This window comes from Pseudomonas sp. gcc21 (assembly GCF_012844345.1).
Classification (GTDB): domain Bacteria; phylum Pseudomonadota; class Gammaproteobacteria; order Pseudomonadales; family Pseudomonadaceae; genus Halopseudomonas.
Map to the genome: position 1 here is coordinate 3,858,032 of NZ_CP051625.1, position 26,691 is coordinate 3,884,722.

25 protein-coding genes and 1 tRNA gene are annotated in these 26,691 nt (G+C 59.5%); 15 read left to right on the plus strand and 11 right to left on the minus strand.

Translation table 11 applies throughout. The features are described 5' to 3' along the window. Positions 1 to 154 precede the first annotated feature (154 nt). Together HG264_RS17900 and HG264_RS17905 are read left to right on the plus strand one after the other, a co-directional pair. A complete protein-coding gene (locus HG264_RS17900; RefSeq protein WP_169409204.1) occupies positions 155 to 1,564 on the plus strand; it encodes a PAS domain S-box protein in 1,410 nt (469 codons plus the stop codon). Between the two features lie 20 nt (positions 1,565 to 1,584). After that, positions 1,585 to 2,223 (plus strand): response regulator transcription factor, encoded by a 639-nt coding sequence (locus tag HG264_RS17905; protein ID WP_169408868.1) that lies wholly within the window; start codon positions 1,585 to 1,587, stop codon positions 2,221 to 2,223. A 130-nt stretch (positions 2,224 to 2,353) separates the two neighbouring features. Here the strand turns inward: HG264_RS17905 and HG264_RS17910 are convergent. Continuing rightward, positions 2,354 to 2,430: transfer RNA gene (locus HG264_RS17910), tRNA-Met, on the minus strand. Positions 2,431 to 2,689: 259 nt separating this feature from the next. Between HG264_RS17910 and HG264_RS17915 the strand changes: the two genes are divergently transcribed. Both HG264_RS17915 and HG264_RS17920 read left to right on the plus strand, forming a co-directional pair. Then, positions 2,690 to 3,877: a GGDEF domain-containing protein gene (locus tag HG264_RS17915; RefSeq protein WP_169408869.1), complete on the plus strand. Its 1,188-nt coding sequence runs from the start codon at positions 2,690 to 2,692 to the stop codon at positions 3,875 to 3,877. Between the two features lie 46 nt (positions 3,878 to 3,923). Further along, positions 3,924 to 5,162 carry a GGDEF domain-containing protein gene (locus HG264_RS17920; RefSeq protein WP_169408870.1) on the plus strand — a complete coding sequence of 413 codons (1,239 nt, stop codon included), beginning with the start codon at positions 3,924 to 3,926 and terminating at the stop codon, positions 5,160 to 5,162. An 87-nt stretch (positions 5,163 to 5,249) separates the two neighbouring features. Here the strand turns inward: HG264_RS17920 and HG264_RS17925 are convergent, their stop codons facing one another. The 3 genes from HG264_RS17925 to HG264_RS17935 all read right to left on the minus strand — a co-directional run bounded on the left by HG264_RS17925 (position 5,250) and on the right by HG264_RS17935 (position 8,706). Further along, on the minus strand, positions 5,250 to 5,645 hold the full coding sequence (locus tag HG264_RS17925; RefSeq protein WP_169408871.1) for a DUF1850 domain-containing protein: 396 nt from the start codon (positions 5,643 to 5,645) through the stop codon (positions 5,250 to 5,252). Continuing rightward, positions 5,642 to 7,669, minus strand: coding sequence for a TRAP transporter permease (locus HG264_RS17930; protein ID WP_169408872.1), 2,028 nt, complete (start codon positions 7,667 to 7,669; stop codon positions 5,642 to 5,644). The genes HG264_RS17925 and HG264_RS17930 overlap by 4 nt, the downstream gene beginning before the upstream one ends. An 86-nt stretch (positions 7,670 to 7,755) precedes the next feature. Continuing rightward, positions 7,756 to 8,706, minus strand: a complete 951-nt coding sequence (locus HG264_RS17935; protein ID WP_169408873.1) for a TAXI family TRAP transporter solute-binding subunit — start codon at positions 8,704 to 8,706, stop codon at positions 7,756 to 7,758. A gap of 305 nt (positions 8,707 to 9,011) precedes the next feature. Between HG264_RS17935 and dinB the strand changes: the two genes are divergently transcribed. Continuing rightward, entirely contained in the window at positions 9,012 to 10,070 is a 1,059-nt protein-coding gene (gene dinB / locus HG264_RS17940; RefSeq protein WP_169408874.1) for a DNA polymerase IV, read from the plus strand. Here the strand turns inward: dinB and HG264_RS17945 are convergent. Further along, on the minus strand, positions 10,067 to 10,504 hold the full coding sequence (locus HG264_RS17945; RefSeq protein ID WP_169408875.1) for a hypothetical protein: 438 nt from the start codon (positions 10,502 to 10,504) through the stop codon (positions 10,067 to 10,069). The genes dinB and HG264_RS17945 overlap by 4 nt on opposite strands. A 138-nt stretch (positions 10,505 to 10,642) precedes the next feature. Here HG264_RS17945 and HG264_RS17950 point away from each other — a divergent pair, with 138 nt between their 5' ends. Beyond that, entirely contained in the window at positions 10,643 to 11,425 is a 783-nt protein-coding gene (locus HG264_RS17950; protein ID WP_169408876.1) for an SDR family oxidoreductase, read from the plus strand. A 39-nt stretch (positions 11,426 to 11,464) separates the two neighbouring features. On the opposite strand, the gene HG264_RS17955 is transcribed toward HG264_RS17950, so the two are convergent. Both HG264_RS17955 and HG264_RS17960 read right to left on the minus strand, forming a co-directional pair. Beyond that, entirely contained in the window at positions 11,465 to 11,908 is a 444-nt protein-coding gene (locus tag HG264_RS17955; protein ID WP_169408877.1) for a DUF2489 domain-containing protein, read from the minus strand. A 3-nt stretch (positions 11,909 to 11,911) separates the two neighbouring features. Continuing rightward, positions 11,912 to 12,385, minus strand: a complete 474-nt coding sequence (locus HG264_RS17960; RefSeq protein WP_169408878.1) for an LEA type 2 family protein — start codon at positions 12,383 to 12,385, stop codon at positions 11,912 to 11,914. 97 nt (positions 12,386 to 12,482) lie between these two features. Between HG264_RS17960 and HG264_RS17965 the strand changes: the two genes are divergently transcribed. Further along, the gene (locus tag HG264_RS17965; RefSeq protein ID WP_169408879.1) at positions 12,483 to 13,004 is read left to right on the plus strand and encodes a hypothetical protein; all 522 of its coding nucleotides are present in this window, start codon (positions 12,483 to 12,485) and stop codon (positions 13,002 to 13,004) included. A 12-nt stretch (positions 13,005 to 13,016) separates the two neighbouring features. On the opposite strand, the gene HG264_RS17970 is transcribed toward HG264_RS17965, so the two are convergent. Further along, positions 13,017 to 13,487, minus strand: coding sequence for a YchJ family protein (locus HG264_RS17970; protein WP_169408880.1), 471 nt, complete (start codon positions 13,485 to 13,487; stop codon positions 13,017 to 13,019). Positions 13,488 to 13,489: 2 nt separating this feature from the next. Beyond that, a complete protein-coding gene (locus HG264_RS17975; RefSeq protein ID WP_169408881.1) occupies positions 13,490 to 13,975 on the minus strand; it encodes a DUF6231 family protein in 486 nt (161 codons plus the stop codon). A 172-nt stretch (positions 13,976 to 14,147) separates the two neighbouring features. On the opposite strand from HG264_RS17975, the gene dinG reads away from it, so the two are divergent. From dinG to HG264_RS17995, 4 genes are all read left to right on the plus strand, one after another. Then, the gene (gene dinG, locus HG264_RS17980) at positions 14,148 to 16,280 is read left to right on the plus strand and encodes an ATP-dependent DNA helicase DinG (RefSeq protein ID WP_169408882.1); all 2,133 of its coding nucleotides are present in this window, start codon (positions 14,148 to 14,150) and stop codon (positions 16,278 to 16,280) included. Between the two features lie 541 nt (positions 16,281 to 16,821). Continuing rightward, positions 16,822 to 17,994, plus strand: a complete 1,173-nt coding sequence (locus tag HG264_RS17985; RefSeq protein WP_169408883.1) for a serine hydrolase — start codon at positions 16,822 to 16,824, stop codon at positions 17,992 to 17,994. A gap of 66 nt (positions 17,995 to 18,060) precedes the next feature. Next, positions 18,061 to 18,702: a pyridoxamine 5'-phosphate oxidase gene (gene pdxH / locus HG264_RS17990; RefSeq protein ID WP_169408884.1), complete on the plus strand. Its 642-nt coding sequence runs from the start codon at positions 18,061 to 18,063 to the stop codon at positions 18,700 to 18,702. Between the two features lie 91 nt (positions 18,703 to 18,793). Beyond that, positions 18,794 to 19,624 carry an SDR family oxidoreductase gene (locus HG264_RS17995; protein WP_169408885.1) on the plus strand — a complete coding sequence of 277 codons (831 nt, stop codon included), beginning with the start codon at positions 18,794 to 18,796 and terminating at the stop codon, positions 19,622 to 19,624. Here HG264_RS17995 and HG264_RS18000 read toward each other — a convergent pair. After that, entirely contained in the window at positions 19,596 to 20,846 is a 1,251-nt protein-coding gene (locus tag HG264_RS18000) for a TIGR03862 family flavoprotein (protein ID WP_169408886.1), read from the minus strand. The genes HG264_RS17995 and HG264_RS18000 overlap by 29 nt on opposite strands. 289 nt (positions 20,847 to 21,135) lie before the next feature. Here HG264_RS18000 and tesB point away from each other — a divergent pair, with 289 nt between their 5' ends. From tesB to HG264_RS18020, 4 genes are all read left to right on the plus strand, one after another. After that, entirely contained in the window at positions 21,136 to 22,005 is an 870-nt protein-coding gene (tesB, locus tag HG264_RS18005; RefSeq protein ID WP_169408887.1) for an acyl-CoA thioesterase II, read from the plus strand. Next, positions 22,002 to 22,598, plus strand: coding sequence for an HAD family hydrolase (locus HG264_RS18010; protein ID WP_169408888.1), 597 nt, complete (start codon positions 22,002 to 22,004; stop codon positions 22,596 to 22,598). Before tesB ends, HG264_RS18010 begins: the two co-directional genes overlap by 4 nt. A gap of 86 nt (positions 22,599 to 22,684) precedes the next feature. Beyond that, a complete protein-coding gene (locus tag HG264_RS18015) occupies positions 22,685 to 23,719 on the plus strand; it encodes an HDOD domain-containing protein (protein WP_169408889.1) in 1,035 nt (344 codons plus the stop codon). 38 nt (positions 23,720 to 23,757) lie between these two features. Continuing rightward, the gene (locus HG264_RS18020) at positions 23,758 to 25,794 is read left to right on the plus strand and encodes an LTA synthase family protein (RefSeq protein ID WP_169408890.1); all 2,037 of its coding nucleotides are present in this window, start codon (positions 23,758 to 23,760) and stop codon (positions 25,792 to 25,794) included. A 32-nt stretch (positions 25,795 to 25,826) separates the two neighbouring features. On the opposite strand, the gene nadC is transcribed toward HG264_RS18020, so the two are convergent. Further along, on the minus strand, positions 25,827 to 26,675 hold the full coding sequence (gene nadC / locus HG264_RS18025; protein ID WP_169408891.1) for a carboxylating nicotinate-nucleotide diphosphorylase: 849 nt from the start codon (positions 26,673 to 26,675) through the stop codon (positions 25,827 to 25,829). Positions 26,676 to 26,691: the final 16 nt, after the last annotated feature.

A 26,691-nucleotide genomic window follows, 5' to 3' on the forward strand; every position in this document is an offset into this window, starting at 1 on the left:
GCGTTATTTATAGTTATCGCCATGGCATATGGAAATATGACTATGGTTTTATAGTATAAATACTATATGTTCGGAAAAGAGGTGCGGGGTGAGGAAGAACAAACCGCAGCAAACAGCAAGTGAACGCCCCTCGGGCGTCGATGCCGCTGCGTGGATGCTGGACAGCGACCCTCAGTCAGCAGTCTTGCTGGATACGGATGGTTGCGTACAGGCCCTGAATTCAGCAATGCGGGAGCTGGCGGGCGCTGGCCAGCCGACTGAATTATTGCCGCCAAATTTTCTCCACCTTGCCCGTGCGTGTCTGACTCAGCAACGCGCCATTGCCGAGGTCGAAGCGCAGACAGCGGATGGCCGGTTCCTGCTCTGGACATTCATTCCCATAGTCGCTGTTCAGCGGGTGCTGGCGCGGGGGCAAGATGCTACCGAGCGATTGCGCCAGCAGCAGGATGCAACCATCGCCAGTCGCCTTTACCGGCTGATTATCGAAAACACCACGGATCTGATTTCACGGCATACGCCAGACGGGCAGTTCCTGGATGCCTCGCCTGCATCCTGGACGCTGTTGGGATACTGGCCCGAGCAACTCCGTGGCACCTCCATCCAGGCGATGTTTCATCCGCTGGAAAGGGAGCGTCTGCTCAAGCGCTACCGGGAAGAACTGGAGCAAGAGGGCTACCTTACCGCTACTTACCGTATCCGACACCAGCGAGGCCATTACCTGTGGTTCGAAACCGCCAGCCGGGCCATACGTGAAACCTACACAGGGAAGGTGGTCGAGATGGTCAGCGTCTCGCGGGATATCACCGAGCGCATGCGTACAGAGGAAAGCAACCGGCGCCTGCAGGATGAGCTGGCGCATGCCGCGCGCTTGGCGACCTTGGGTGAACTCGCGTCGGGCATTGCGCACGAAATGAACCAGCCGCTGGCCGCCATCATGAATTACGCCGGGGCCAGCCAACGCTACCTGGCGGGCCTTAGTCATGCCGATGGCCGTCAGGATAAGGTTCGTCAGGGACTGGAACGCATCGCCGGACATGCCGATCACGCTTCCAAAGTGATCAAGCGGTTGAGAGCATTCCTGCGAAAGGGGCCGCGGAAGGTTCAGCGAACAAACCTTGCGGCACTGGCGCAGGACGCCATCCGCTTATGCGCCTGGGAGGCAAGCCAGCATCAGGTGCATATCGCTGAGCAGATCCCGGAGGGTTTGCCGGATGTGTACGTCGATCCGATCCTGCTCGAACAGGTCATGCTCAATCTGTTGCGCAATGCAATTGAGGCAAACCGGGAAAGCCATCCGGACAGCGCCTCGTCGGTCGCACTCAGACTCGGCGTTGCAGCAGCAAGGGTCGAGATTGATGTAGTGGACGAAGGGCCGGGAGCAACCGATGAACAACTCGAGAGTATGTTCACCCCGTTTTACACCAGCAAGGCCGAGGGGCTGGGCTTGGGTCTGTCTATGAGTCGCGGTATCGTGGAGGACTTTGGTGGGGGGCTAAGTGCCGATCTTGCCGAATCAGGCGGGCTACGGCTTAGCTGCTGGCTGCCTGCCGTAGAAAACAGATAAGCCATTCGAGGAGAAAAGCAATGCCCGGGACGCCACAGCAAGTGGTTTACGTGGTGGATGATGATCAGGGATTGCTTGATTCAACGCTCTGGTTGCTTGAGTCGGTGGGCCTCAAGGGCATCCCGTTTATTAGCGGCCTCGCTTTTCTGGAAGAGTGCGATCCCAGTCAGCCAGCCTGCGTGTTACTCGACGTCCGCATGCCCGGCATGGGCGGTCTGGCTGTCCAGGAAGCCATGCGTGAACGAAATATTCAGGCGCCGGTTATCTTCGTCAGTGGTCATGCAGATGTGCCGTTGGTAGTTCGCGCCTTTCGCAGCGGCGCCGTGGATTTCATTGAGAAACCCTATAACGAGCAACTGTTGCTGGACAGCGTGCAGCGTGCGCTCAGCCTGGTTCCGTTGCAAAGGGAGCGTCCTGAAATACATGAGGTGCAGTCGCGGCTGGACGGTCTTACGCCCCGCGAACGCGACATTTTGCTGCCGCTCGTGCAAGGTTACAGCAATCGAGAAATAGCCGAACAACTCGGCATCAGCGTGAAAACGGTGGACCTGTACCGCTCGAGGGTAATGAAGCGCATGCAGGCAGACAGTTTGCCTGCTTTGGTCGGAATGGTGATCGGCGCGGGTTTGATTGACCCTTTTACCCTGCAGGCGCAGTAATGCGCGCAGTGGTGGGGGTTATCGATGAGAACCAGGCCGGCGGGCTGCGAAGTAAGGCAGGCTAGATTTGAGCAGATCCGGAAAACAAAAAAGGCAGATCAATGGTTAGATTGATCTGCCTTTACTTGTCTGGTTGCGGGGGCAGGATTTGAACCTACGACCTTCGGGTTATGAGCCCGACGAGCTACCAGACTGCTCCACCCCGCGTCTGTGGCGGCCATTCTACGGAATACGGCTGTGCTGTCAAGCACTTGAAGTAAAAAGAATTTTTGAAGGAGCCAACGCAGCGTAATTGTGGCTCCTACCGGGTCGTGAATCCGGTAGGAAATTCCGTGTGACTCACCGCGGGCAGTCAATACTGGCTATTTAATGACCCTTACGTCTGGCGCTGCAATGACGCTTGGAGGATACTTCCGAAATGGCGAAAAGTTTCACGGCCTATTCAGCAGTGGCTAGGAGAATTGACATGGACCGTGCCGAGGATCGATTCAGGATCTCCTCCTTCTGGGGGGAGTTCAGGAATCAGGCAGAAGAGGCAGCATTCCGCGAGTATATGCAGTCGGACATGGTCCGGCACATGCGCGTGGCGCTCACCGTATGGGGCTCTTTGCTGCTGCTCTTCGGACTGGTGGACTATCAGGGCCTAGGGCTGTCTTCCGTATTCATGACACTAATGGGAGCGCGGATAGCGCTTTCCTTGGCTATCTTCATCTACGGGTATGTTCTACTCCGCAAGCCGAAGTTGGCAACGTCAGGCGGTGTCACGATGGCCCTCCAGCTGGTGGGCTTTCTTTTTTTCTATCTCCTGTATTTTCTCAGACCTGAGATCGCGACTTTTACCGTATTCGTTTTGGGGCTGCTGTTCATCTCGATGTTCGTGTTCGTGCCGAACCGGCTCTACTTCTCGGCCATCGCGGCGGTGTTGGGCCTGGCGGGGCTTATGGTGTGCATGATAGTGATGGAGCGGCCAGGCAACGTCATATTCGGGGCTTTTGTGTTGTTGACGCTGCCAATACTGGTGGGTTTTTTCGCCACCCAGCGCCTTCAGATAGCACAGCGTCAACAATATGCGATGTACACCCACGCCAATGAAGTCAATCAGGAATTGCAGGCGGAAATCGAACGCAGAAAGGTGTTGGAAAAAGAGCTGAACCGCCAGGCCACGACGGATCCCTTGACTGGCTTGTTCAATCGACGTCAGTACGAAATGCTGTTCGACCGCGAGCGGGAGCGCAGCAAGCGCAATGGCAGCCACCTTTCTCTATGTGTCGCGGACATCGATTTCTTCAAGCGCGTGAATGATGAGCATGGGCATGATGCTGGCGATCAGGTACTCAAACATGTCGCTGATCAGTTCAGTCATGCTTTAAGGCAATCTGATATCATCGGGCGCTTCGGTGGAGAGGAATTCATCCTGTTGCTTCCCGATACCGGCCTCGAAGACGCTGAGGTGGTAATCAACCGTCTCCGTCAGAGGTTGGAAGCCGCTCCGGTATCCGTCGGGGATGATCAGATTGGTGTTACAGCGACCTTTGGTCTGACAGAGGTGTGCACAAGCGATAACAGTATTGAAGATGTGATCAGGCGTGCCGATAAAGCCCTCTACGAAGGGAAGGCCGGGGGGCGCAATTGCGTGGTTCCAGTGCCCTGTTAAGGCTGACCAGCCCAAAGTGTAAATCGCGCAAGGAAGCGGAGCTCGAATGACTGATGTTGAAACACTGCCTGAGGAGATTGCGGTACAGGCATTGAAGGCTAAAGCTGAAAGGTCCGAGCGTAGCTGGCGCATCAATAGCTGGACCGGAGAGTTTCGTGATCCCGCGATGGAGCGGGCCTACCTTGAAAAAAACCAGCTTTCCATTGCCCGCCAGATGCGGGGGGCGCTTGCCGTCTGGGCCGGGCTGGTGCTGGTGTTTCTGCTGGCGGATCTCGAAGCGCTTATTGGTAGCGCCAGCTTCTGGTCAAGCGCAGCTATCCGGTTTGGCGTCGTAGCCGTTCTTGTCTTCTTCTCGTGGCAGATCAAGCGCAAGCCGATGCTGGCTACGCAGGCGCGCTGGATAAGTCTCCTTGAAGTCATGGGAATGACCTGTTTCCTCGCTGTTTATGTATTCAGGCCTGAAGTCGCACACTGGGCTTTCACGCTGACGCTGATCATGCTGGTTACCACCTTTGTGTATATTCCCAATCGTATCCCTGCAATTCTCGGGGTTACGACGTACATGGGCGTGTCGACAGTCATCATGCTCTACCACGTCGACTCGCTGGCGCCGTCTCAGATAGTCGGCATTTCAATCGTGACCTTGATGCCCATTGGGCTTGGGTGGGGAACTGCCGCACGAACGCAGATTCTGCAACGAAGACAATTCGCGTTGTGGCAGCAGGCGCAGGAAGTCAATGCGACGCTATCGCGAGAGATCGAAGAGCGGGCCAGGTTGCAGGCGGCATTGGTTCAGCAAGCGACCACCGATGCGCTGACCGGGTTGAATAACCGCCGTCAGTACGAATCGCTGTTCCAGTACGAACTCAACCGCTCGCTGCGTACCGGCCAGCCGCTGACGCTATGCATCATCGACCTCGATCACTTCAAACAGATCAATGATACCTGGGGGCATTCGACGGGGGATGAAGTCCTCAAGCGGGTCGGACAGCTCTGCCGGGATTCCTTCCGGGCAACCGATATCCTTGGGCGTCTGGGCGGCGAAGAGTTCGTGGCGTTGCTTCCCGAGACGGATCTGTCTGCAGCCTTGCTGGTCGCCCAGCGCTTTGTTGACAAACTGGCTGCGTCCACCATCAGCGAGGAGGTTCCGCAGCTGCGGGTTACGGCCACGGTTGGCGTGGCGCAGCTGGGTGATGAGCGCCGCCTTGATTTACTGCTTCAGCGCGCCGACAAGGCGCTTTATGCCGGCAAGAACGCCGGGCGTAATCAAGTCGTGGCGGGCTGACCGGCTGCGCCGGGCATGACCCTGAAATATGCGTGATGACTGGATAGTCAATGTGGATTGTGAATGCCATCCACGAACGGTTCTATCCTACGGGCGGGCGGTTAGTTCACAGCTCCAGAGTTCCACCGCCGGCCGGGCCGCTTGGGGCGGGCCGAGCCAGTCGCTCATTGGTTGGCAGCGCTGGTTAAAACACAACTGGTAATCTCCTGCCTCTGGGGTTCGGCCCAGGCGCAGCGGTTGCAGGGGAGGTAGCTGGCGGCGATAGTGCCAAGTGCCGTCACGCAATTGAGCATCAGCCGGAATGTCCATGCCCGCACCAGATCCCATCACGCGCGCCACGCCGAGCGACAATCCCTCTGGCGAAACGCGGTAATCTTCTTCCCATCGAATTTTTTCAATAGTGTGCTGCCAGGCCAAGGTAAACCCCGGCACCGGCAATTCAGCCCATACTGCTCCGGCCAGACCCATACACAATCCGATCACGCGGTTCTCGCTTCGGCACGCCGCCCACGCCAGAAATGCTGAGCGAGAAACAGCACCGCCAGAGCGAAGCCGATTTCATCGCTGGTAGGCGTGGCCAGAACCAGGCTGGCACCCGCTGCAAAACCCAGTGCTCGCTCCCACCAAGCCATTCTCCATTGCAGAAAGTTGGTGAACACTGCGCCCCAGATACCGATCGCCACAGCCGCCTTGAACAGCACATAAACAGTGGCCAGCCAGCTCTCGCCTTGCAGCATCAGGGCGGGCTCGTACACCGCCATGAAGGGCACGACGAAGCCCGCGATGGCAATACGTATGGCCCACAGGCTGATCTTCAGCCCGGATTCCCTGGCAATCGGCGCGGCAGCGAAACAAGCCAGTGCCACCGGCGGGGTGAGATCGGCCATGATGCCAAAGTAAAAAACGAACATGTGCGAAACGATCAGCGGCACGCCCAGCTCCAGCAGCGCGGGCGCGGCAATCGAGCTGGTAATGATGTAGTTGGGAATGGTCGGAATGCCCATGCCCAGTACCAGGCAGGTAAGCATGGTGAGAAGCAGCGAGAGGAACAGGTTCTCCTGGCCGATGGCGAGGATGTAACCGGCGAAGGTCGACGCCGCCCCGGTCAACGAGACCACGCCGATGATCACCCCGACGAGTGCGCAGGCAATACCCACCGGCACCGCGTGTCGCGCACCCTCGACCAGCGCATGCAGGCAGATCACCAGGGTGTCGCGGCCGCCCTTGATGAACCAGCAGATCACTACCAGTAGTCCGACCACGCCGAATACTACGCCGATGCCGAGCTGGAAGAACCCGGCGCAGAGGACGCCGAGTGCGATCCAGAACGCTATACGCAGCGCGAAAGACGATACCCGTAGAATGATCGCCGAACCGAGAATGACAATCGCAGTGAGTGCCAGACCGACCATCCCGGAAAACAGCGGCGTGCGTCCGGAGAACAGCAGATAGATAAGGATGAACAGCGGGATCAACAGGTACCAACGCTCCTTTACTGCCGTCCATGGGTTCGGGCATTGGTCCTTCGGCAGGCCTTTCAGATTGGCGCGTCTGGCTTCCAGATGAACCATCCAGAACACCGAGCCGAAGTACAGCAGCGCGGGAATCAGCGCGGCCTTGGCCACTTCGATAAAGGGCACATTGATCGTTTCGGCCATGATGAACGCCACCGCGCCCATGATCGGCGGCATGATCTGACTGCCCATCGAGGAGGTGGATTCGACCCCGCCAGCAAACGCCGCCCGGTAACCGAAGCGCTTCATCAACGGAATGGTGAACTGACCGGTGGTGACCACGTTGGCTACGCCGGAACCGGTAATGGTGCCCATCAGCGCCGATGAGACCACCGAGACCTTGGCCGGGCCGCCGAGCTTGTGGCCGAACAGGCCCATGGCAAAGTCGGTGAACAGCTTGATCATGCCCGCCTGCTCCAGGAACGAGCCGAACAGGATAAACAGGAAGATATAGGTGGCCGACACGTAGGTCGGCGTGCCGTAGAAGCCTTCGGTGCCGAACGCCAACTGGTTGATGACCTGATCCAGGTCATAACCACGGTGGGCCAGATCCCCGGGCAGATATTGCCCGAGCAGCGCGTAAGCAAGGAAAAGTCCGCAAATCAGCGGCAGGGCAATACCCATGACCCGGCGCGCGGCCTCGAACACCAGCACCGTCAGCACCAGACCCACGGCCATATCGGCACTGGTCAGGTCGCCGGAGCGCTGGATCAGGTCTGCCTCGAACACCCATTGGTAGATCGCCGTGCCCATGCCCGCCAGGCCGAGCAGCCAGGCCAGCGGTTGCCAGGGTCTATGCTTGCCGACAACAGGAATGCTGAGAAACACCACCATCAACAGAAAGCCGACGTGCATCGCCCGCAGAATCTGGCTGGAGACCGGGTGAAAGGCCGCCGTGATGATCTGAAAGATGGAGAACAGCAGCGCCACATAAAACAGCGCTTTAGGCCATTCCTTCGGACCGGCCGCAAGGCCGTGGTTTTGTTCGGTCATGGAGCCTATTCCTTCAGCACACCCGTCTATAGCTTACGGCGCACGGTAGTTGCGCAAGCGGTCTGACTCACCGGGCACTGGCAGCTTTACAGCGCGCCGACTTCCTTGTAGTAGCGCTCGGCACCCGGATGCAGCGGGATCGGCAGATCCTTCGCGGCGGTTTCGAGCTTGATGTCCTTGGCAGCGGAATGCGCATTGCCCAGCCGCTCAAGGTTGTCGAATATCAGTTTGGTCATCTGATAGGCCACGTCCTCGGATACATCCTCATGGCTGACCAGGATGTTGGTGATCGCGACGGTTTCTACGTCGGTGTCCTGCCCATCATAGGTGCCGGCCGGAATGACGGCGGGCTGATAGGCCGCGACGCCGATTTTGCTGGTAACGTCCTCCGGGATGGCGACGAAATTGATCGGCAGGGTGGCGGCCAGATCGCGGATCGCAGCCATCCCGAGACCCGAGGACTGCAGAGTCGCATCCAGCTGGCGGTTCTTGATCAGCTCGACCGACTCGGCGTACGGCAGGAACTCGACCTTGCCCATGTCTTCGTAGCTCAAGCCCGCTGCGGCGAAAATCGCGCGGGCGTTCAGCTCGGTGCCCGACTTGGGTGCGCCGACCGAGATGCGCTTGCCCTTAAGGTCAGCCAGTGTATTGATGCCGGCTTCCTTGTTGGCGACGATCTGGATGTAGTTCGGATAGGTGCCGGCAATCGCGCGAAGCTTTTTCAGCGGTGCCTTGAAGCCGGCGTCTTCCACCCCGTTCCAGGCATCGGAAACCGAGTCGCCCAGTGCGAAGGCCAGCTCACCTCGACCGTTCTGCAGCAGGTTGAGGTTTTCCACCGAGGCCTTGGTTGCCTGCACCGAGGTCTTCGAACCTTCGATAGCGCCATAGAGCTGCGACAGCCCCACACCGATCGGGTAGTAAACCCCACTGGTCCCGCCTGTGAGAATATTGATGAAAGTCGGTGCAGCAAAGACGGCCGTGCTGGCCGTCAGAGCCGCGGCGGCAGTGAAGAGGCTGAGTCTTTTGATCAGTTGCATGAGCATTACTCCGTTGTTGTTTTTGTAGACGTCAGAGAACAGAGACTTTTTCGATGCGACGTGCGAGGGCGCACGGGCGGCTGCCGGGCTCCTTAACGACCTGAGAGCAGAGTCGCGACAGGAATATTGTCGGAAGCCCAAGGATCAATCTGATCGAATCAGTACAATGGGACATCCTTGGGCGGGTAGCTGCGCATGGCTATGCCTTTGTTATCTGATGACAGTGTAGGCCATCTCTTCAATTGAGTAAGGCGAGGCGCCAGATGTCGTCGTCTTTGACTCGTTAACGGTAAAATCCGCAACGGATGAAGCACAGAAAGATCATTCATGTGGACTGTGACTGTTTCTACGCAGCGATCGAGATGCGGGATGATCCGCGCCTGCGTGGCTGTCCGTTGGCGGTCGGCGGGGACCCAGGCAAGCGAGGCGTTGTCGCCACCTGCAACTATGAAGCGCGTGCTTATGGCGTCCGTTCGGCCATGGCCTCCGGCTATGCCAAAAAGCTGTGCCCGGATTTGCTGATCGTGCCGCCGCGCATGGCGGTTTACCGCGAGGCGTCTGCGGCGATCCACGCCATCTTTACCGACTACACCGCACTGATACAGCCACTATCGCTGGACGAAGCCTACCTCGATGTGTCGAACAGCACTGCCTGCCGTGGCAGCGCAACGCTGATTGCAGAAAGTATCCGCCAGCGGGTGCGTGAGGGTCTGGGGATTACCGTTTCCGCTGGCGTGGCGCCGAACAAGTTCCTGGCCAAGATCGCCAGTGACTGGAACAAGCCGGACGGGCTCAAGGTGATCTTGCCGGACGAGATCGAGTCCTTTATCCAGACGTTGCCGGTGGAGCGCTTGCACGGCGTGGGGAAAGTGACCGCTGCGAGACTGAGGAAGCTCGGAATCGACGTGTGCGGTGAGCTGCTACCCTGGCGCAAGCAGGATCTGGCGAAGGAATTTGGCAGTTTTGGCGAGCGGCTCTGGCAGCTGGCGCGGGGTATTGATGATCGTCCGGTGATCGTGGAGAGCACGCGACAGTCGGTCAGCGTCGAGAACACTTACGATCAGGATCTGCCGGATCTGAGCGCCTGCTTTGAAGCTCTCGGGCCGCTGTTGGAAAAACTCGCTCAACGGGTCGGCCGTTTGCAGGACGGTTACCGGGCGAGCAAGCCCTTCGTCAAACTCAAGTTCAACGACTTTACCCAGACGACATTGGAGCAGGCTGGCGCACCCATCACTCCCGAAGGCTATCGGGAACTCACCGCGCAGGCCTATGCCCGCGGTCTCAAGCCGGTGCGCCTGATAGGCGTTGGCGTACGCCTGGATAACGCCAACAGCTTGTTGGGCGAACAGTTGAGTCTGTTTTAGAGCGCCTTGCGGGCGCATGCCGGGCACAGGTGGTTTTCGCCGCGTGGCTTCCACCCCAGCTCGCCGATACGCACTACCGCCTTGGCGGTCCGCTGCTCGAGCCCATCCTTGTCATTGATCAGAAACTCGAAGGCTTGCTCCTTGCTGCATTCGTCGCAGGTCACCGACCAGCCCAGCACGGATCTGCCGCGCAGATCAGGCCCCTTGGCGGTGGCTGTCCACTGTCCGGGAGGGCTGAGCAGATAACGCACCTTGTCGACGATCAGCGGTAGCGGCAGATCGCGGCTACCCTTGACGGTGCAAATCAGCGTGTCGCCACTTTGAATACCGCCACCCTGACCGGTGACCTGATAAAGCCCGCCAGCCAGAGTGCGGCATTCAATTAGTGTGTGGGATGGGTTAAGCGCGGTGCGCCGGAAGTCGTGTTCAGCCATGGGAATCCTGTCGTGTTGTAGCCGACGATGATAACACCGGTGCAGGGCGGCATATCACCAGGCTCACTGATAGTCGGTGTCGCGCCCCGTGGCGTATATGCTGAAACGCTTCCTACAACGCATACAAGAGGACTTCCCATGAAAGTGATGGAATTGTTTGACCTGACCGGTAAGGTTGCACTGATAACCGGCGGCACCAAGGGCCTCGGCCTGCAGATGGCTGAAGCGCTGGGCGAGCAGGGTGCGAAGATTTTCCTCAACGCGCGAAACGCCAGCGAAGTGGAGGAAGTGGTGGCGCAGCTGAATGCGCAGGGCATCGAGGCCGACGGCATGGTATGTGACCTGGGCAAGCTGGACACCAACCCGATCTCCAAGCTGGTTGATGCCGCCGAGGCGCGCTTCGGTACCATTGATATCCTGATCAACAACGCTGGCACCAGCTGGGGTCAGCCTGCGGTAGAACACAGCTATGAAGGCTGGCAGAAGGTTATGGGCCTTAACGTGGATGTCTGCTTCCTGCTGGCGCAGGAAGTGGCTCGCCGTTTCATGATTCCGCGTCAGTCCGGAAAGATCATCAACATTGCCTCCATTGCCGGCTTCAAGGGCAACAAGCCGAACACCGGCGTCTATACCGTCGCCTACAACACCAGCAAGGCCGCAGCGGTGAACCTTACCCGTGCCCTGGCAGGGGAGTGGGGTCCGCACAACATCAATGTGAACGCGATTTGCCCCGGGTATTTTCCGACCAAAATGGCTAAGGGGCTGGAGCGGGTAACCGAAGTGCTCAAGCGCGACACGCCACTGGGCCGTGTAGGCGGAGAAGATGACATCAAGGGGCTGGCGCTGTTTTTCGCCAGCGAAGCATCACGCCATGTCACGGGTCAGGCTGTTGCCGTTGACGGCGGCCACTCGGCAGTCTGAGTGCTGGGACGGGGCAGCAGGTGATGCCTGCCCCGTCGGTCAGGAGGGCGCAACGCCGGTGCTGAGCTGTCTGGCGGCGCGTTCCGCTTCGTCCTTGTGCTGCTCCTCCAGCGCCTGCATATGTTGTTCATGGTGCTGGCGCTCGTTGCGGGGCAGATCCTTCCACTGCTGGTGGGTCGGGATATGCGCCGTGGCGTCATAGATCGTTTCGAATACACCGACATCCAGATCAGTGCGGCGCGGGCCGCTATAGTTATCCAGCAGAACCTTGATACGGATCGCACCCTCGATCAGCGGTAACTGGCCGTTCAGCAAACTCTGCGCGAGAAACTGGATGTCCTGCGCAAGTCGCTCATTGCGTTCGCGCTCCTGTTCGGCTTTTACTTGCTTTGCGTTCCAGACCTTACGCCACAGTACGAGGGCATAGATAGCCAGGGCAATAATGATGATCAGGCCGGCGACCAGCCAGAAGGTAGAACTCATAAATCAGAATCTCATGTCGGACGGGTCGAGGGTCCCGTGTTCCTCAAGGGTCAGTTTGCGCGCCCAGAGCATCCCGGTGCTGATGTGGCCCTCGATCCGATAGCTGACCGGTTGCTGGCGCTCGACAAGCTTGATCAGATCGCCAAGATGCCGCCACAGGTTAGAGCGTACCTCCAGCTCGAAGTATTCCGAGCCATAGGCCGGCACATCGAAGGGCTGATTGGTTACGCCCGTGGCAAGCTTGGAATCATTGAGGTACACGCGATAATGCATACCGCGCACGGGCAGGCTGCGATCGTTCGGATTGTCGACACGCAGGCGCAACCGAAAGGATTGCTCCCATAGATTGCTTTGCAGCATTTCGAGGTTGGCCAGCTGGATTTCCGGCTTGGTATAACCCTGACCGAACACCGCGCAGCCGGAGAGCCACAATAAGCTGGCAACCAAGCCTATCCTGCCGAAAATACGCATGTACATTGTCGACTCCTTATGTGGATCTCGGACCGTCGGCGGTGTTGTCTGGCGGCCCGCGCCTGTCCATACTAACCGCTAATCGCTGCCAGGGAGTGACAATATGCCGCTATTCGAGATTGTGTTTCAGGGACAGGTCAAGGCGGGCGTAGCGCCGGAACAGGCGCGGCAGAGGCTCGGCCAATTGTTTCAGGCAGGAGAACAGCAGCTGGATATCCTGTTCTCAGGCCGCAGGATCGTGATCAAGCAGGGGCTGGATCAGGCCTCAGCTGACAAGTACCGGCAGGCCATCGAACGGGCGGGCGCGATATGCCTGGTGGAGCCAATGGGTGGCCAGACGGCCGCAGCCGAGCCGCCGTCAAACGCTGCGCCGGCCGCCCGATCTGCCACTGGCAAAGTGGTCCCGCGGGATGAGTACATGGCAGCATTCAGCGATGTGGAAGCGCCTGATTTCGGCATCGCCCCGCTTGGTGCTGATATGCAGGACGAATACCGCGACTTCACACCGTTGCCGCTTGATCTGTCAGCACTGAGCCTGGCGCCGCCGGGCGCGGATCTTGAGGAAATCAAGCGCAACGAGGCGGCCGTGGTACCGAGCACCGATCATCTCAAACTGGTGGATTGATAACGCCGACGCCTAACGTCCACAGCACTGTTTGTACTTTTTTCCGGACGCACAGCGGCAGGGCTCGTTGCGTCCGGTTTTCACCTTGATGGTCGGGTCTACGAAGTACCAGCGTTCCTTGATGCGAATGAAGTCCGAGCATTCGCGATGGCTGTGTCGATGCCCCTGCGCATCGGCCCATTGCGCAGTGAAAGTGACCTGCGCCTGGTTGCTGGCCGCTTCGGTCGAATGAACCTTCTCCACAGTCAGGCCAAGCCAATCGCTCGACTGGCTCCAGTCGGTCATCGCAGCGCGATCCAGTTGCGCCTGTTGTGAGGGCAGGGTGGTCGCCACCAGATAATCGACCAGTCCCAGTGTGTAAGCGCTGTAGCGTGAACGCATCAGCTGCTCCGCTGTGAGTGCGGGCTTGCCCTGATGCAATGGGAGGCAGCACTCTGCGTAGGGTTTGCCACTGCCGCAGGGACAGCCGCCGTTACTTTCCATTCTTACCACCAGTATTTTCCGAAGAGTTCTGGATTGGCCCAGTATTTTGAATTGAGCCAGTCCGGTACGGTTTTGTATGAGGCCAGATCATAGGTGAATAACGTCAGCGTCTGGCCGTCCCGCTTAAAATGACCCTGACGCTGGAAGGCCAGCCCAAAGAAGTCGTTCTGCTCCCAGGCCGGGGTTCGTTGCATATCCACCAGCACCGCCATTCTGCTCACCAGCAGGTTACGCATACCGGCGAGCAATTCCATGCCCTGGTGTTTATCCAGACGCTCCAGTTGATCAGCGACCACGGCCAGGTCGTAGCGCTGATTTGCGTAACCGGCTGGCAGAGGCACCTCGTTTGTTTCGAAGTGCGTGCAATCCGCGTGCTGGGCGCAGAACGCAACGGCTGCGGGAATAGGTGCAGAGCTGACGCTCAGCAGTCGCTGCGGTTGGTAGTGTTCGAATATGCCGAGCAGGGCTGCGGTTGGGCTGTCGGACATTGGACCGTCCTTGAGTAATGTGTCGAGGGGTGAGATGTCGAGGCTCAATAGCTTCGACCTTGATGCCGTCCGCTTCAAGCGAAAATTGACGGATCTGGGACGCTGCCAGCCATCGGCCGCCCCGTCGAGCGCGCCGCAAAATGGTATGATGCCGGCCTTCCCGGGAGCCCGCATGCTGAACGACGACCTGAAAGGCCAGATCCAGACGGCCTATCGCACTTTCCTCGAAAACAAATCCCTTAAGCCGCGCTACGGCCAGCGGGTAATGATCGCCGAAGTGGCCAAGGCCTTCGGCGGCGTTGAGCTGGACGAGGAAGGCCATCGCGACGGCGAGCCTGCGGTGGCGGTTGTCGAGGCGGGCACAGGCACCGGCAAGACCGTGGCCTATTGCCTCGCGGCCATTCCGATCGCCAAGCATCTGGGCAAGCCGTTGGTCATTTCCACGGCCACCGTTGCCCTGCAGGAACAGATAGTGCTGAAGGATCTGCCCGACATCCAGCGCAATGCCGGGTTGAATTTTCAATTCTCGCTGGCCAAGGGCAGGGGGCGTTATGTCTGTCTGTCCAAGCTCGATCAGCTACTCAATGACAATCAGCAGGCGGCCAGCCGTCAGCAGGGCTTTGCCGATGAAGGGTTTCGTATCGACATCGACGAAGCCGGGCTGAAACTCTACACCAGCATGGTCGAAGCGCTGGGCAGCAACAAATGGGACGGCGAGCGCGATTCCTGGCCGGCGGCACTGGATGATCAGGACTGGTCTCGTTTGACCACCGATCATATCCAGTGCACCAATCGGCGCTGCGGGCACTTCAATCAATGCGTGTTCTACAAGGCGCGCGAGGGCGTGCAGAAGGTCGACGTCATTGTCACCAATCACGATCTGGTGCTAGCCGATCTGGCACTGGGAGGCGGAGCCATCCTGCCTGATCCGCGTGATTGTCTGTATATCTTCGATGAGGGACATCATCTGCCGGACAAGGCGATTGCGCACTTCGCGCATCACACCCGCATGAATGCTACCGCCGATTGGCTCGATCAGCTGGACAAGAATCTGTCCAAACTACTGGCGCAGCACCCGCTCCCGGGTGATTTCGGTCGTCTGCTCGAACAGGTTCCGGCGCAAGCGCGGGACTTGCGTCCGCACCAGCAGTTCATGACCCAGGCGCTGGCCGAAGCCGGCGATTTTGCCAATACCGAGGATCTGACCGGCAACATGCGGCCGCAGCACCGTTTCGAACATGGCGTGGTGCCAGAGCATTTGCGCGATATGGCCACTGAGCTGAAAGGCGGCTTCGGGCGCATTACCGATCTGCTGCAACGGATGGTCGATATTCTCAAGGATGCTATGGACGGCGAAGCCGTCGGGGTGCATCAGGTTCAGGCCGAAGAGTGGTATCCGCTGTTCGGTGCGCTGCTCGCGCGGTCCGAGGGTAACTGGACATTGTGGACCAAGTTCTGCCTTGAGGATCCCGAGGACAAGCCGCCTACCGCACGATGGCTGACGTTGACCGAGCAGAACGATATCGAAGTCCACGTCAGCCCGATCCTGGCAGCTGACACCCTGCGGCAGTTTCTCTGGTACAGCGCCTTTGCCTGTCTGGTGACTTCCGCCACGCTGACGGCGCTGGGGCGTTTCGATCGTTTCAGCCAGCGCGCCGGCCTGCCGAAGAGTGCGGTGTGCACGCTGGCGCCGAGTCCCTTCAAACACGCTGAGCGCGGCGTGCTGCGGATCCCGGATCTGGGCGCCGACCCCCGCGATAGCGCCGGACACAGTGCGGCGATCATTGAGCGCATGCCGACCATGCTCGACGACGCAGCGGGCAGCTTGGTGCTGTTTTCATCGCGCAGACAAATGCTCGAGGTGTACGCCGGGTTGCCGAGCGCCTTCCGCGAGCGCGTTCTGGTGCAGGGGGATCTGTCCAAACAGGAGCTCATTCGCCAACACCGCGAACGGGTTGATAACAGGCAGCAGAGCGTTATTTTCGGGCTGGCCAGTTTTGCCGAAGGAGTCGACCTGCCGGGCAGATATTGCGAGCACGTGGTGATCGCCAAGATTCCTTTCGCTGTGCCGGACGACCCGGTTGAAGCGGCGTTGTCGGAATGGATTGAGCGCAACGGCGGCAATCCGTTCATGGAGATCGCCGTGCCCGATGCCTGTCTGCGGCTTGTTCAGGCCTGCGGTCGGCTGCTGCGCAGCGAGCAGGACAGTGGAGTGATCACCTTGCTCGACCGGCGCCTGGTTACCCAGCGTTACGGAAAAGCCATTCTCAACGCATTGCCGCCGTTCCGCCGCGAAATCGAGTAGGAAAGCGTTCCGGGGGTGTAGCGCGCCTGTGCTACGCCAGGCGCCAGGCGCTCCCAATACCCTGTCGGCGAGCAGGCGCTCGCCAACCCCAAGAGGCGGAAACCCGTAAGCGAGTCCGAACGTGCCGAAGTGCAGGCCCGCTCGAAGCGAGCCTGCCCGGGGGGGTAGCGCGCCTGCGCTACGCCAAGCGCTAAAAGCTCCCAATACCTTGTCGGCGAGCAGGCGCTCGCCAACCCCGGATACGCAAAACCGTAAGAGCGTCCGAACGCGGCTGAAGCGCTCGCCCACTCGAGGGGAGCATGCCCGGGGGCGTAGCGCGCCTGCGCTACGCCAGGCTTGCAAGCCACACCAAACCTGCCGGCGCGTCCGAACGCGGCCCGCAATCCGAGGAAACCTGTTTTCGATCCCGGGAACAGTACCGAGGCTGCATCAAACATCACGCCCACGCATAAACTTGCGATCGCCACGCTTATCGGCGCTGCATTCTGTCGCTGGCTGCGCTTAAATAGCCGGACAACAACAGCACGGCCAGGAGCATGGAATGAGCAAGGTGCAAGGATACTTCGATCCCCGTTTTGAAAGCGTACGCGAGGTTTTTGCCGAGCAACTGAACGACGAGCAGGCGCGCGGTGCTGCGCTGTGCGTCACGGTCGGTGGCGAAACCGTGCTGGATGTATGGGGTGGCGTGGTCGACAAGGATGACTCGCAGGTCTGGGAGCAGGACACGCTGGTCAATGTGTTTTCGGCGACCAAACCGCTGGGTGCAGTGGCGTTGCTGCAGCTGGTCGCGGCGGGTCGTATCGAACTGGACGCGCCCCTGGCGGATGTCTGGCCAGAGTTTGCGGCAGCGGGCAAGGAAGCCGTGACCCTGCGTCACGTACTCAGCCACCGCTCTGGGATGTCTGCCATTAGTCAGACGCTGCCGCCGGAAGCGCTGTTCGACTGGCAAGCCATGTGCGATGCCCTGATAGCACAGTCTCCCTGGTGGTCGCCCGGCGAGGCGCACGGCTATGCACCGCTGACCTACAGCTGGCTGTTGGGCGAGCCGCTGCGTCGCTTAAGCGGGCAAAGCCCCGGCAACTACGTTCAGGAGCACATCTGCCAGCCCCTTGGCATGGACTTCTTTGTCGGCGCGCCTGACGCGGAGCTTTCGCGCATTGCCCATGTTTCTCGCCTGCGCAACCAGTTCGGTGACGACTACGCCAAGGCGTTGTTCATGGCCATGGGCAAGCCCGAAGATCTGCCTTTCAAAGCCTTCGCCAACCCATCCAGCCTGCTTACCAGCACCAATCGCGTCGAGTGGCAGCAGGCCCAACTGCTTGCGGCCAACGGTAGCGGCAATGCCCGGTCACTGGCGCGTTTCTGGCAGGTCATGGCCCATGGCGGTCAGCTTGATGGCGTGAAACTGCTCGACGAAGAGCTGGTCACGCTGATGCAGCAGGAGCACAGCCAGGGGCTTGACCGTACCCTGCGCGCGCCCACCCGTTTTGGCCTGGGCGTTATGCTTGAGCAGAACTACGAAGGTGGCTCCTTTGGCATGGGTGCCAATGCGTACGGGCATCCCGGCGCGGGCGGCACGCTCGGCTTCTGCGATCCGGATGCGAAAGTCGGCTTCGGTTATGCGACCAATGCCATGGGGCCCTACGTGCTTATGGACCCGCGTGCGAGCGCTTTGAGCCGTGCGGTCTACACGGCGCTGCGCGATCTCGATTAGTTGTCCCAGAGCAAATGCAGCTTGGGGCTCGAATGCTAGGATTAGCACATCAGTAAAGGAGTCCCTATGAAAGCCAGCATTGCCGATCTGCGTCGTAACTACACCCGCTACGGGTTGCTCGAAAGCCAGGCCCCGGATGAGCCCTTCAGCCTGTTCGCGACCTGGTTCGAACAGGCGGTGGAAATCGAAACCACCGAAGCCAATGCCATGATGCTGGCTACGGTGGATGACGCCGGCCAGCCGCACCTGCGTACCTTGCTGCTCAAGGGGGTGGATAAACAGGGTTTCGTGTTCTTCAGCAACTATCAGAGTGCCAAGGGCGAGCAGTTGCGCACGCATCCCCGGGCGGCAATGACCTTCTGGTGGCACGACCTGGAACGCCAGGTACGCATCGAGGGGGCGATCGAGCGCATCAGTGATGAGGAATCCGATGCCTATTATCACAGCCGTCCATTGGGCAGCAGGCTTGGCGCCTGGGCGTCTCCGCAGAGTCAGGTGATTGAGAGCCGCGAGGTGCTTGAGCGCAACCTGGCGGAGCTGGAGGCACAATACGCTGACCAGCCGCCACCGCGCCCGCCGCATTGGGGCGGATACCGGCTGAAGCCTGAATCAGTGGAGTTCTGGCAGGGGCGGCCGAGCCGTCTGCATGACCGGTTGCGTTACCGGATGGAAGACAATGTATGGCTGCGGGAGCGGCTCGCTCCCTGAGCCTGCCACTGTCTTCCCCGGCGGCAGGCTTGCGTGCGGTCGCGTTCTGTCCCACTCTGCATTGAAAAAGAAAACAGGGCGGAGAGCACACATGTCCAGGGGACAGTTCTATCAGAAAGTTGTCGTCATTACCGGTGGCTGCGCAGGGATCGGCCGCGCTCTGGCGCTGCGTTTCGCCCAGGCAGGTGCCCGGATTGCGATACTTGATATTCAGGACGAGACCCTCGTCGCCTTCCGTCAGCAACTGTCGGACAAGGTCAATGCCGAAGTGCTCGCAGTGCATTGTGATGTCGCCAATGAGCGTGACTGCGAAGAGGCGATCTGTCAGGTCATCGAGCATTTCGGTGGCATTGATGTACTCATCAACAATGCCGGCATCACCCATCGCAGTCTGTTCCACGAGACCGATCTGCAGGTATTCCGGCGCATCATGGATGTGAATTACTTCGGCGCCTTGCACTGCACGCATCATGCGTTGAGCAGCATCATCGAACGACGCGGGCAGATTATCGTACTCAGTTCGCTGTCCGGCTTCGCCCCCATGCTTTACCGCAGCGCCTATAACGCCAGCAAGCATGCACTGCACGGATTGTTCGAAACCCTGCGCACGGAGGTTCGCGAGCACGGCGTGAACGTCATGCTGGTAACGCCGGGCTTTACCGCGACCGATATCCGCAAAAATGCGCTGGTCGGCGATGGCTCGATCAGCGGTCAGAATGCCGCGCCGTCGTTCAAGGTGTCCTCACCCACCGATGTGGCCGATGACATTTATTGTGGTGCATGCAAGCGCAAGCGACTGATGATCCTGTCCAACGTGAACTGGCGAGCGCGGTTGTTCGCCCGGCTTTTTCCGCGGGCATTCGAGCGCTGGATGGTGCCAAGATTGTCGGGCGTCAAGCCGACAAAGCGAGCCAGTTCATGACGCCGTGTGCCGCATGCCTGCCGCTGGCAAAACAGCCGGTGAGCAGGTAGCCGCCAGTCGGCGCTTCCCAGTCCAGCATCTCACCGGCGCAGAATACGCCCGGCAGCTGGCGCAGCATCAATTGATCATCCAGTGCATCGCGACACACGCCGCCCGCGCTGCTTATGGCTTCATCCAAGGGACTGGTGCCAGTCAGACGTACCGGCAGCTTCTTGATGCCGCTGGCCAGCCTCGCGGGCTCGGCGATGGCTTCCCTGGGCAGACACTCATGCAGCAAGGCGATTTTCACCGGGTCCAGCCCGGCGCGCTTGCGGAGCACAGAGGAGAGCGTCTGGCCTTTGCGGGGCTGTTCGAGTGCCGAGATCAAACTGGCGAGACTCCGGTCGGGTGCGAGATCCAGTGTCAGGTTTGCTTCACCGTTAGCTGACAATTGATCCCGCAGCTCTGCGGATAGTGCATAAATCAGGCTGCCTTCCAGGCCAGCCTCGGTGACTACGCATTCGCCGCGTCGCTCGATCAGCCCCTGATCGGGTGAGTGAACGCTGGCGATAACCTGCTTGAGCGGCGTGCCGGCAAAGCGCTGTTTCAGGTGTGCACTCCAGTTTGCTGTAAACCCGCAATTGGCCGGAATCAGCGCGCGTATTGCCACGCCCCGATCGCTCAGCACGCTTGTCCAGGCACCATCGGAGCCCAGGCGCGCCCAGCTACCGCCCCCCAGTGCCAGCACCACTGCGTCAGGGTTCACCGAAAGGGGGCCGGCAGGCGTAGCGAACTCTAGCTCGCCCTGTGCATTCCAGCCGACCCAGCGATGCCGGGTCTGAATGGTTACGCCGCTCTCGCGCAGTCTGCGAAGCCAGGCACGCAACAGTGGCGCGGCTTTCATCTCGACCGGGAAGACCCGGCCGGACGAACCGACAAAGGTGTCGATGCCCAGACCATGTATCCAGACGCGCAGCGCATCAGCGTCGAAGGAAGCCAGCCAGTCCGCCACCCAGGGGCTCGCCTCACGGTAGCGCGCGATAAACGCCTCTGCAGGCTCGGAGTGCGTGATATTCATCCCGCCCACGCCGGCGAGCAGAAATTTGCGCCCCACTGAAGGCATGGCATCGTAGACCGTCACAGCCGCGCCAGAGTTTGCCAGCGTTTCGGCTGCCATCAGACCGGCCGGGCCGCCGCCAATGATGGCAACCGAGGGTGGGGCGGGGTTTGACTGGCTGCGCACGGTGATGGTCTCTGGTCTGGGCGTTTGGCGCGGCAGTTTAACCTAGTCGCCGAGCCATCCAAACCGTCCTGAAGCGCAGTGACTGAACTCATCTATGCTGATTACCAGGCCTGCATGGCGTGTCGCCTGTGCCGGGAATACGTTAGAAGTGCGCGATTCGGGCGGTCAATGTAAACTCGCCTCCCCAAATTGCTGTGACACGGAGTCGCGGCAGCTATTCAGTCGTTCAGGCTCAGTTATTCAGGCCCGGTGTTCAGACTGCGGCCGAATGTTGTCGAGGAAGAAAGCTATGACCCAAATGCTGGATGATCTGGTTCGCCTGTTGGCGCTGGAAAAAATCGAAGAGAACCTGTTCCGCGGCGCGAGCCAGGACCTGGGGTTTCGCCAGCTGTTTGGTGGCCAGGTATTTGGTCAGTCGCTGTCGGCGGCCACCCAGACCGTTGACCCGGATCGCCACGTGCACTCAGCCCATGGCTATTTCCTGCGTCCCGGAGATGCGACATTTCCCATTGTCTATCACGTGGATCCGGTGCGTGACGGCGGCAGTTTCACTACGCGCAGGGTTCAGGCGGTTCAGAAAGGCAAACCGATCTTTACCCTGATTTGTTCCTTCCAGGGTGAAGAGGAGGGCTATCAGCATCAGACGACCATGCCTGATGTGCCAGGCCCCGATGATCTGCTCAACGAGACGGAGCTGACGCGCAAATACCAGCATATGATCCCGGAAGCAGTGCGCGAAAAAGTGCTGGTCGACAAGCCCATCGAGATTCGCCCTGTCGGGCTGTTCAACCCTTTCAACCCCAAGCCGTCGGATCCGGTTCGTTACATGTGGTTCCGTGCTGACGGCAAGCTGCCGGATGACCCCCAGCTGCACCGGTATCTGCTGGCCTATGCCTCGGATTTCCACCTGTTGGGTACGGCGATGCTGCCGCATGGCATTTCCAACTGGGCAGGCGATATGCAGGTAGCGAGCCTGGATCACGCGCTCTGGTATCACAATCCGCTGCGTATGAATGAATGGCTGCTGTACGCGATGGAGAGTCCTGTCGCCAGTGGCGCACGGGGTCTGTCGCGGGGTCAGATTTTCAATCAGGACGGCGTGCTGGTGGCATCGGTGACTCAGGAATCGTTGATGCGCAAGGTATCGCCCAAGCAATGAAGGATCTGCGTGGATGGGTGTTCGACCTGGACGGCACCCTTACGGTCGCCCAGCATGATTTTCCGGCGATTCGTCGGGAGCTAGGGATTCCGCCCGACGAAGACATTCTGGGACACATAGCCCGCTTGCCTGATACACACCGTCAGGATATGAGCGCGCAGCTGGATGCGATCGAGTTGCGCCTTGCTGCCGGTGTCCAGCCAGCCCCCGGTGCGGCGGATCTGATTCGGCACCTGCATGCCCAGGGCGTGCAGCTGGGTATTCTTACGCGCAATCTGCGCTCGGTGGCGATGGCCTCGCTGGAGGTGGTCGGTGTGCTCGACTGCTTTCATACGGATCATATTATCGGCCGTAACGAGGCACTGCCCAAGCCGGATCCCGACGGTATCCACCAGCTGTTGCATGCCTGGCAATTGCCTGAGTCGCAAGTGGTCATGGTGGGGGACTTTCGTTTCGACGTCGAAACCGGTCGCGCCGCGGGCTGCCATACCTGTCTCGTTCACCCGCACAATCGCTGGCCGGAGCTGACCGACTGGCATGTGTCTGACTGCGTAACGCTGAGGGCCAGGCTGGACTCCAGCAAACCGTCCTGAATCCACCGTCGAACGGCGCTGGTGGTTAATGCCTGCCGAGCGGTTATGATGGCGCCATCAATGAGCTAAATGCACGGAAGCATGCCATGTGGAATCGAGTCAGGTCCTTCTTTTCTCAGCGTCCTTCAGATCAGCCGACATCTTTGCTTGGCTTGCACGCTGCAGTACGCGCTGCGGAAGTAGCCGGCGAATCGCTGGCGCACGTCCCCACTGTAAATGTATCTGGCGCTGCGATTGATCAGTCTTTTCTGGACAGGGTTCTTAGCGCGGAGGCTGACGCGGGTATCAGACCTGGACGCGCAGAGCACGCAGCGCTGGAGGCGTTTACGGCCGTGCTCGAGAGTGATCTGGCTGACCGGCAATTAATCCCCAGGCTACCCGCCATGCTGCCTCGCCTGATGAGTACATTGCGTGATCCGGCTTCAACCAACCGGCAACTGGCGTCGCTTATTGGTCGGGATATGGTCTCGGTCAGTGAAGTGCTGCGCCTGGCGAACAGTCCGTTCTATCGTCGTAGCCACGAAACACGCAGTCTCGAGCAGGCGGTGCTGGTTATTGGCCGTGAAGGGCTGAAGCAGATGGTGTCCAATCTGCTGGTGAAGCCCATATTCGGAGCACATCAAGGTCGGTTCAGCGCGGCGGCAGGTCCGTTGCTATGGGAGCAGTCGGAGAAAGCCGCCGTGGTCAACGCCGCTTTGGCAAAGCATGACCGCGCCGATGAGTTCGATGCCTATCTGGCGGGGATTTCGAGCAATCTCGGGCTGCTGGTAGGCTGCAGAGTGCTGGATAAACTTGCCACGCCATTACCCCAGCCGCACAGCCAGGCATTTCGTGAACAGTGGCTGAATATTTCCCGGCAACTGTCGGCCCGGGTCATACGGTTGTGGGACTTCCCAGGGGCAGCCTGTGATGCCCTGGACGGACTGCTGACGGTCAACTCGCAGTTGCCTGCAGACAGTGTGCGGCTGTACAGTGCCGAGCGGTTCAGTCGTTACCATTGCCTGCATGACGGGCTGCTGCCGGTGGTTGACGCAGCGGTGCCACGCCCGGACCCGCTAGCCACTGAACATTTCACCCTTGCCATGGGCGTCCTCGCCCGGTTTGAACAACGACGCACCTGACCCCGCAGGGTGCCGATAGTGATTTTTTAGGAGCCTCTATGGCCTGGTTGCATTCCCGGCGCCTGCATTATTTCGTGGGCGGAGTGGCGATTCTGTTTGTGTTGTTGGTGGCGTTGCGCGGCATTTTTCTCGTAGCGTTCTCGTCGGTCGATCCGGGCGTTGATCAGCCCTGGGGGCTTGTACTCGAGACGCTGGGGATTGGCGTCCGTTTCGATTTGCGTCTGGCCATCCTGCTGATGCTTCCAGCCATGTTTCTCGCTTGGCTGCCCGGCTGGAACAGTCTGCGTTCAACGGTGCTGCGCTGGGTGGGCCGGACTTACCTGCTATTGGCGCTGGCCGTCATTCTACTGGTTTATATTCTTGATTTCGGGCATTACGCCTACCTCGGCGTGCGCCTGAATGCGTCAGCCCTGAAGTTTATCGCTGATGTACAGATCTCCCAGCAGATGGTGTGGGAAAGCTATCCGGTCGTGTGGATCACCCTGGGCTGGCTCGCGCTGTTGCTGCCAGTGTTCTACGCGCTATGGTCGCTAGAAAAGATCACTCTCAACCGTCAGGAAAAACGAATCGGTCTGTGGTCGCGGATCCTCGGAAGTGTGGCGATGGTGGTGGTAGTGTTTCTCGCCTTGCTCGGCCGTTACAGCAACCTGAACCTGGAAAATCCGGTACCGCTGCGCTGGAACGATGCGTTCTTCGCCGGTGATACGCAGCTGGGCGCACTGGGGCTGAATCCGGTGATCTTTTTCTACGATACCTTGCTGGTGCCGCAGGACCGCTATGACCTGGAGCAGGTACGCAAACATTACGCCGAAGTCAGCCATTATCTCGGCGTTTCCGAGCCGGAAGCCGAAACGCTGACATTGTCACGTCACATAGCGCCGCAACCGCACCAGCTGGGGGTTGCTCAGCCACCGAATGTGGTGTTCGTGATGCTGGAGTCCCTTGGCACCACTGCGGTCGGTGCCTATGGTAATCCGCTGAATCCGACTCCCAACCTGGACCGGATGGCCGGCGAGAGCTGGTTTTTCCGGCACTTCTATGTGCCGGTGACAGGCACTGCCAAGACCGTTTGGGCGAGTATTACCGGGGTTCCGGATGTATCGCGTCAGGAAACCGCGACGCGTAACCCGCTGATTACCAATCAGCACACCCTGATCAATGCGCTGAAGGATTATCAGAAGGTTTACACCATTGGTGGCAACTCCGGTTGGGCCAACATGAATGCCCTGATTCGCCAGAGCATCGACGGCATCGAACTCTATGAGGAAGGTGGCTGGCAGGCTCCGAATGTGGATGTCTGGGGTATCTCGGATCTGGATCTGTTCAAGGAGACCGATCAGATCCTGCGCGGCCTGCCGAAGGACAAGCCTTTCTTCGCCTATATCCAGACGGCTGGCAACCACCGGCCGTTCACGATTCCGAAAAACAACGATGACTTCCAGGTAATCGACCGCACACTCGAGGAAGTCCAGGCGGCGGGCTCGCGCAGCGTGGAGCAGTACAATGCCGCACGCCTGCTGGATTACAACATCGGTCGGTTCATGGAGATGGCGAAGGAGAGCGGCTATTTCGAGAACACCATCTTCGTGCTGTTCGGCGACCACAATACGCGTATCGCCAACATCGATTACATGAAGCCGGCCTTCGACAAGCTGGGTCTGGAAAGCAATCACGTGCCGATGCTGATTTACGCCCCCGAGTTGCTGAAACCACGGGAGTTCGAAGAGGCCGTAGGTTTAACCGATTTGCTGCCCACCATGGCGGGGTTGCTCGGCCTGGACTACGAGAACCGTACGCTTGGGCGTGATCTGCAGATGCCTGCACCAGAAGGGGAAAGGGTTGTGCCATTGGTGCTGCGTGAAGGTTCCTTTCCATTAATTGGAGCGGTGACCAAGGATTTCCTGCTGCAGATGAACTACGACGGCAGCGAGCCCAGCCTGCATGATCTGGACTCGGACACGCCATTGGACAATGTTGCTGAACGCTACCCCGAGGAATATCAGCGGCTGCTGCCGCTGACCCGCGGGCTGTACGAAACCGCGCGTTATATGCTGTACGAGAACGTGCGCGACTGAGATCAGCGGCCGGCGCGAAGCCGGCCTGTGCATTACATGGTCAAACGCATTGACAGATCAACGGCGCGCACGTGCTTGGTGATGCCGCCGATGGAGATGAAATCCACACCGGTTTCGGCAATGCTGCGCAGCGTTGCCTCGGTTATGCCGCCGGATGCCTCAAGCTTGGCTTTCCCCGCCACAAGACCTACCGCCGTGCGCATGTCCTCATGGCTCATTTCATCGAGCATGATGATATCTGCGCCGCCCGTGAGTGCCTCTTCCAGTTCCTCGAGGTTCTCCACTTCAACTTCTATTGGCTTGTTCGGGGCGAGGCTACGTGCCTGGCTAATGGTCGCGCTGATCCCGCCGCAGGCGGCGATGTGGTTTTCCTTTATCAAAAATGCGTCGAACAGCCCGATCCGGTGGTTATCGCATCCACCACAGGTCACCGCATACTTCTGCGCCATGCGTAGCCCTGGCAGTGTTTTGCGCGTGTCCAGCAGGCGAACGCCGGTGCCCTTCACGAGATCGGCGTAGTAGCGGCTACTGGTGGCGGTAGCCGAAAGCGTCTGGATGAAATTCAAAGCGGCGCGTTCGCCGGTCAGCAATCCGCGTGCGGGGCCATCAAGCTTGCAAAAGACCTGGTTGGCTTCGATCCGGTCTCCGTCCTGTGCGAGCCATTCGACCCGGATAGCTGGATCGATCTGCCGGAACACTTCGTCAGCCCAGGCCGTGCCGCAAAGTGTCGCTGGCTCTCGCGTAATGATCGTTGCGCTGGCTTGCCGGTCAGCTGGAATCAGGGCGGCGGTAATGTCGCCATCACCCACATCCTCGGCCAAGGCCCGGCGCACGTCCTCGGGAATGATCGTCTGCAGGCTTTCGAGAGTCAGGTTGGGCATGGGGAAGGGGCTCCGT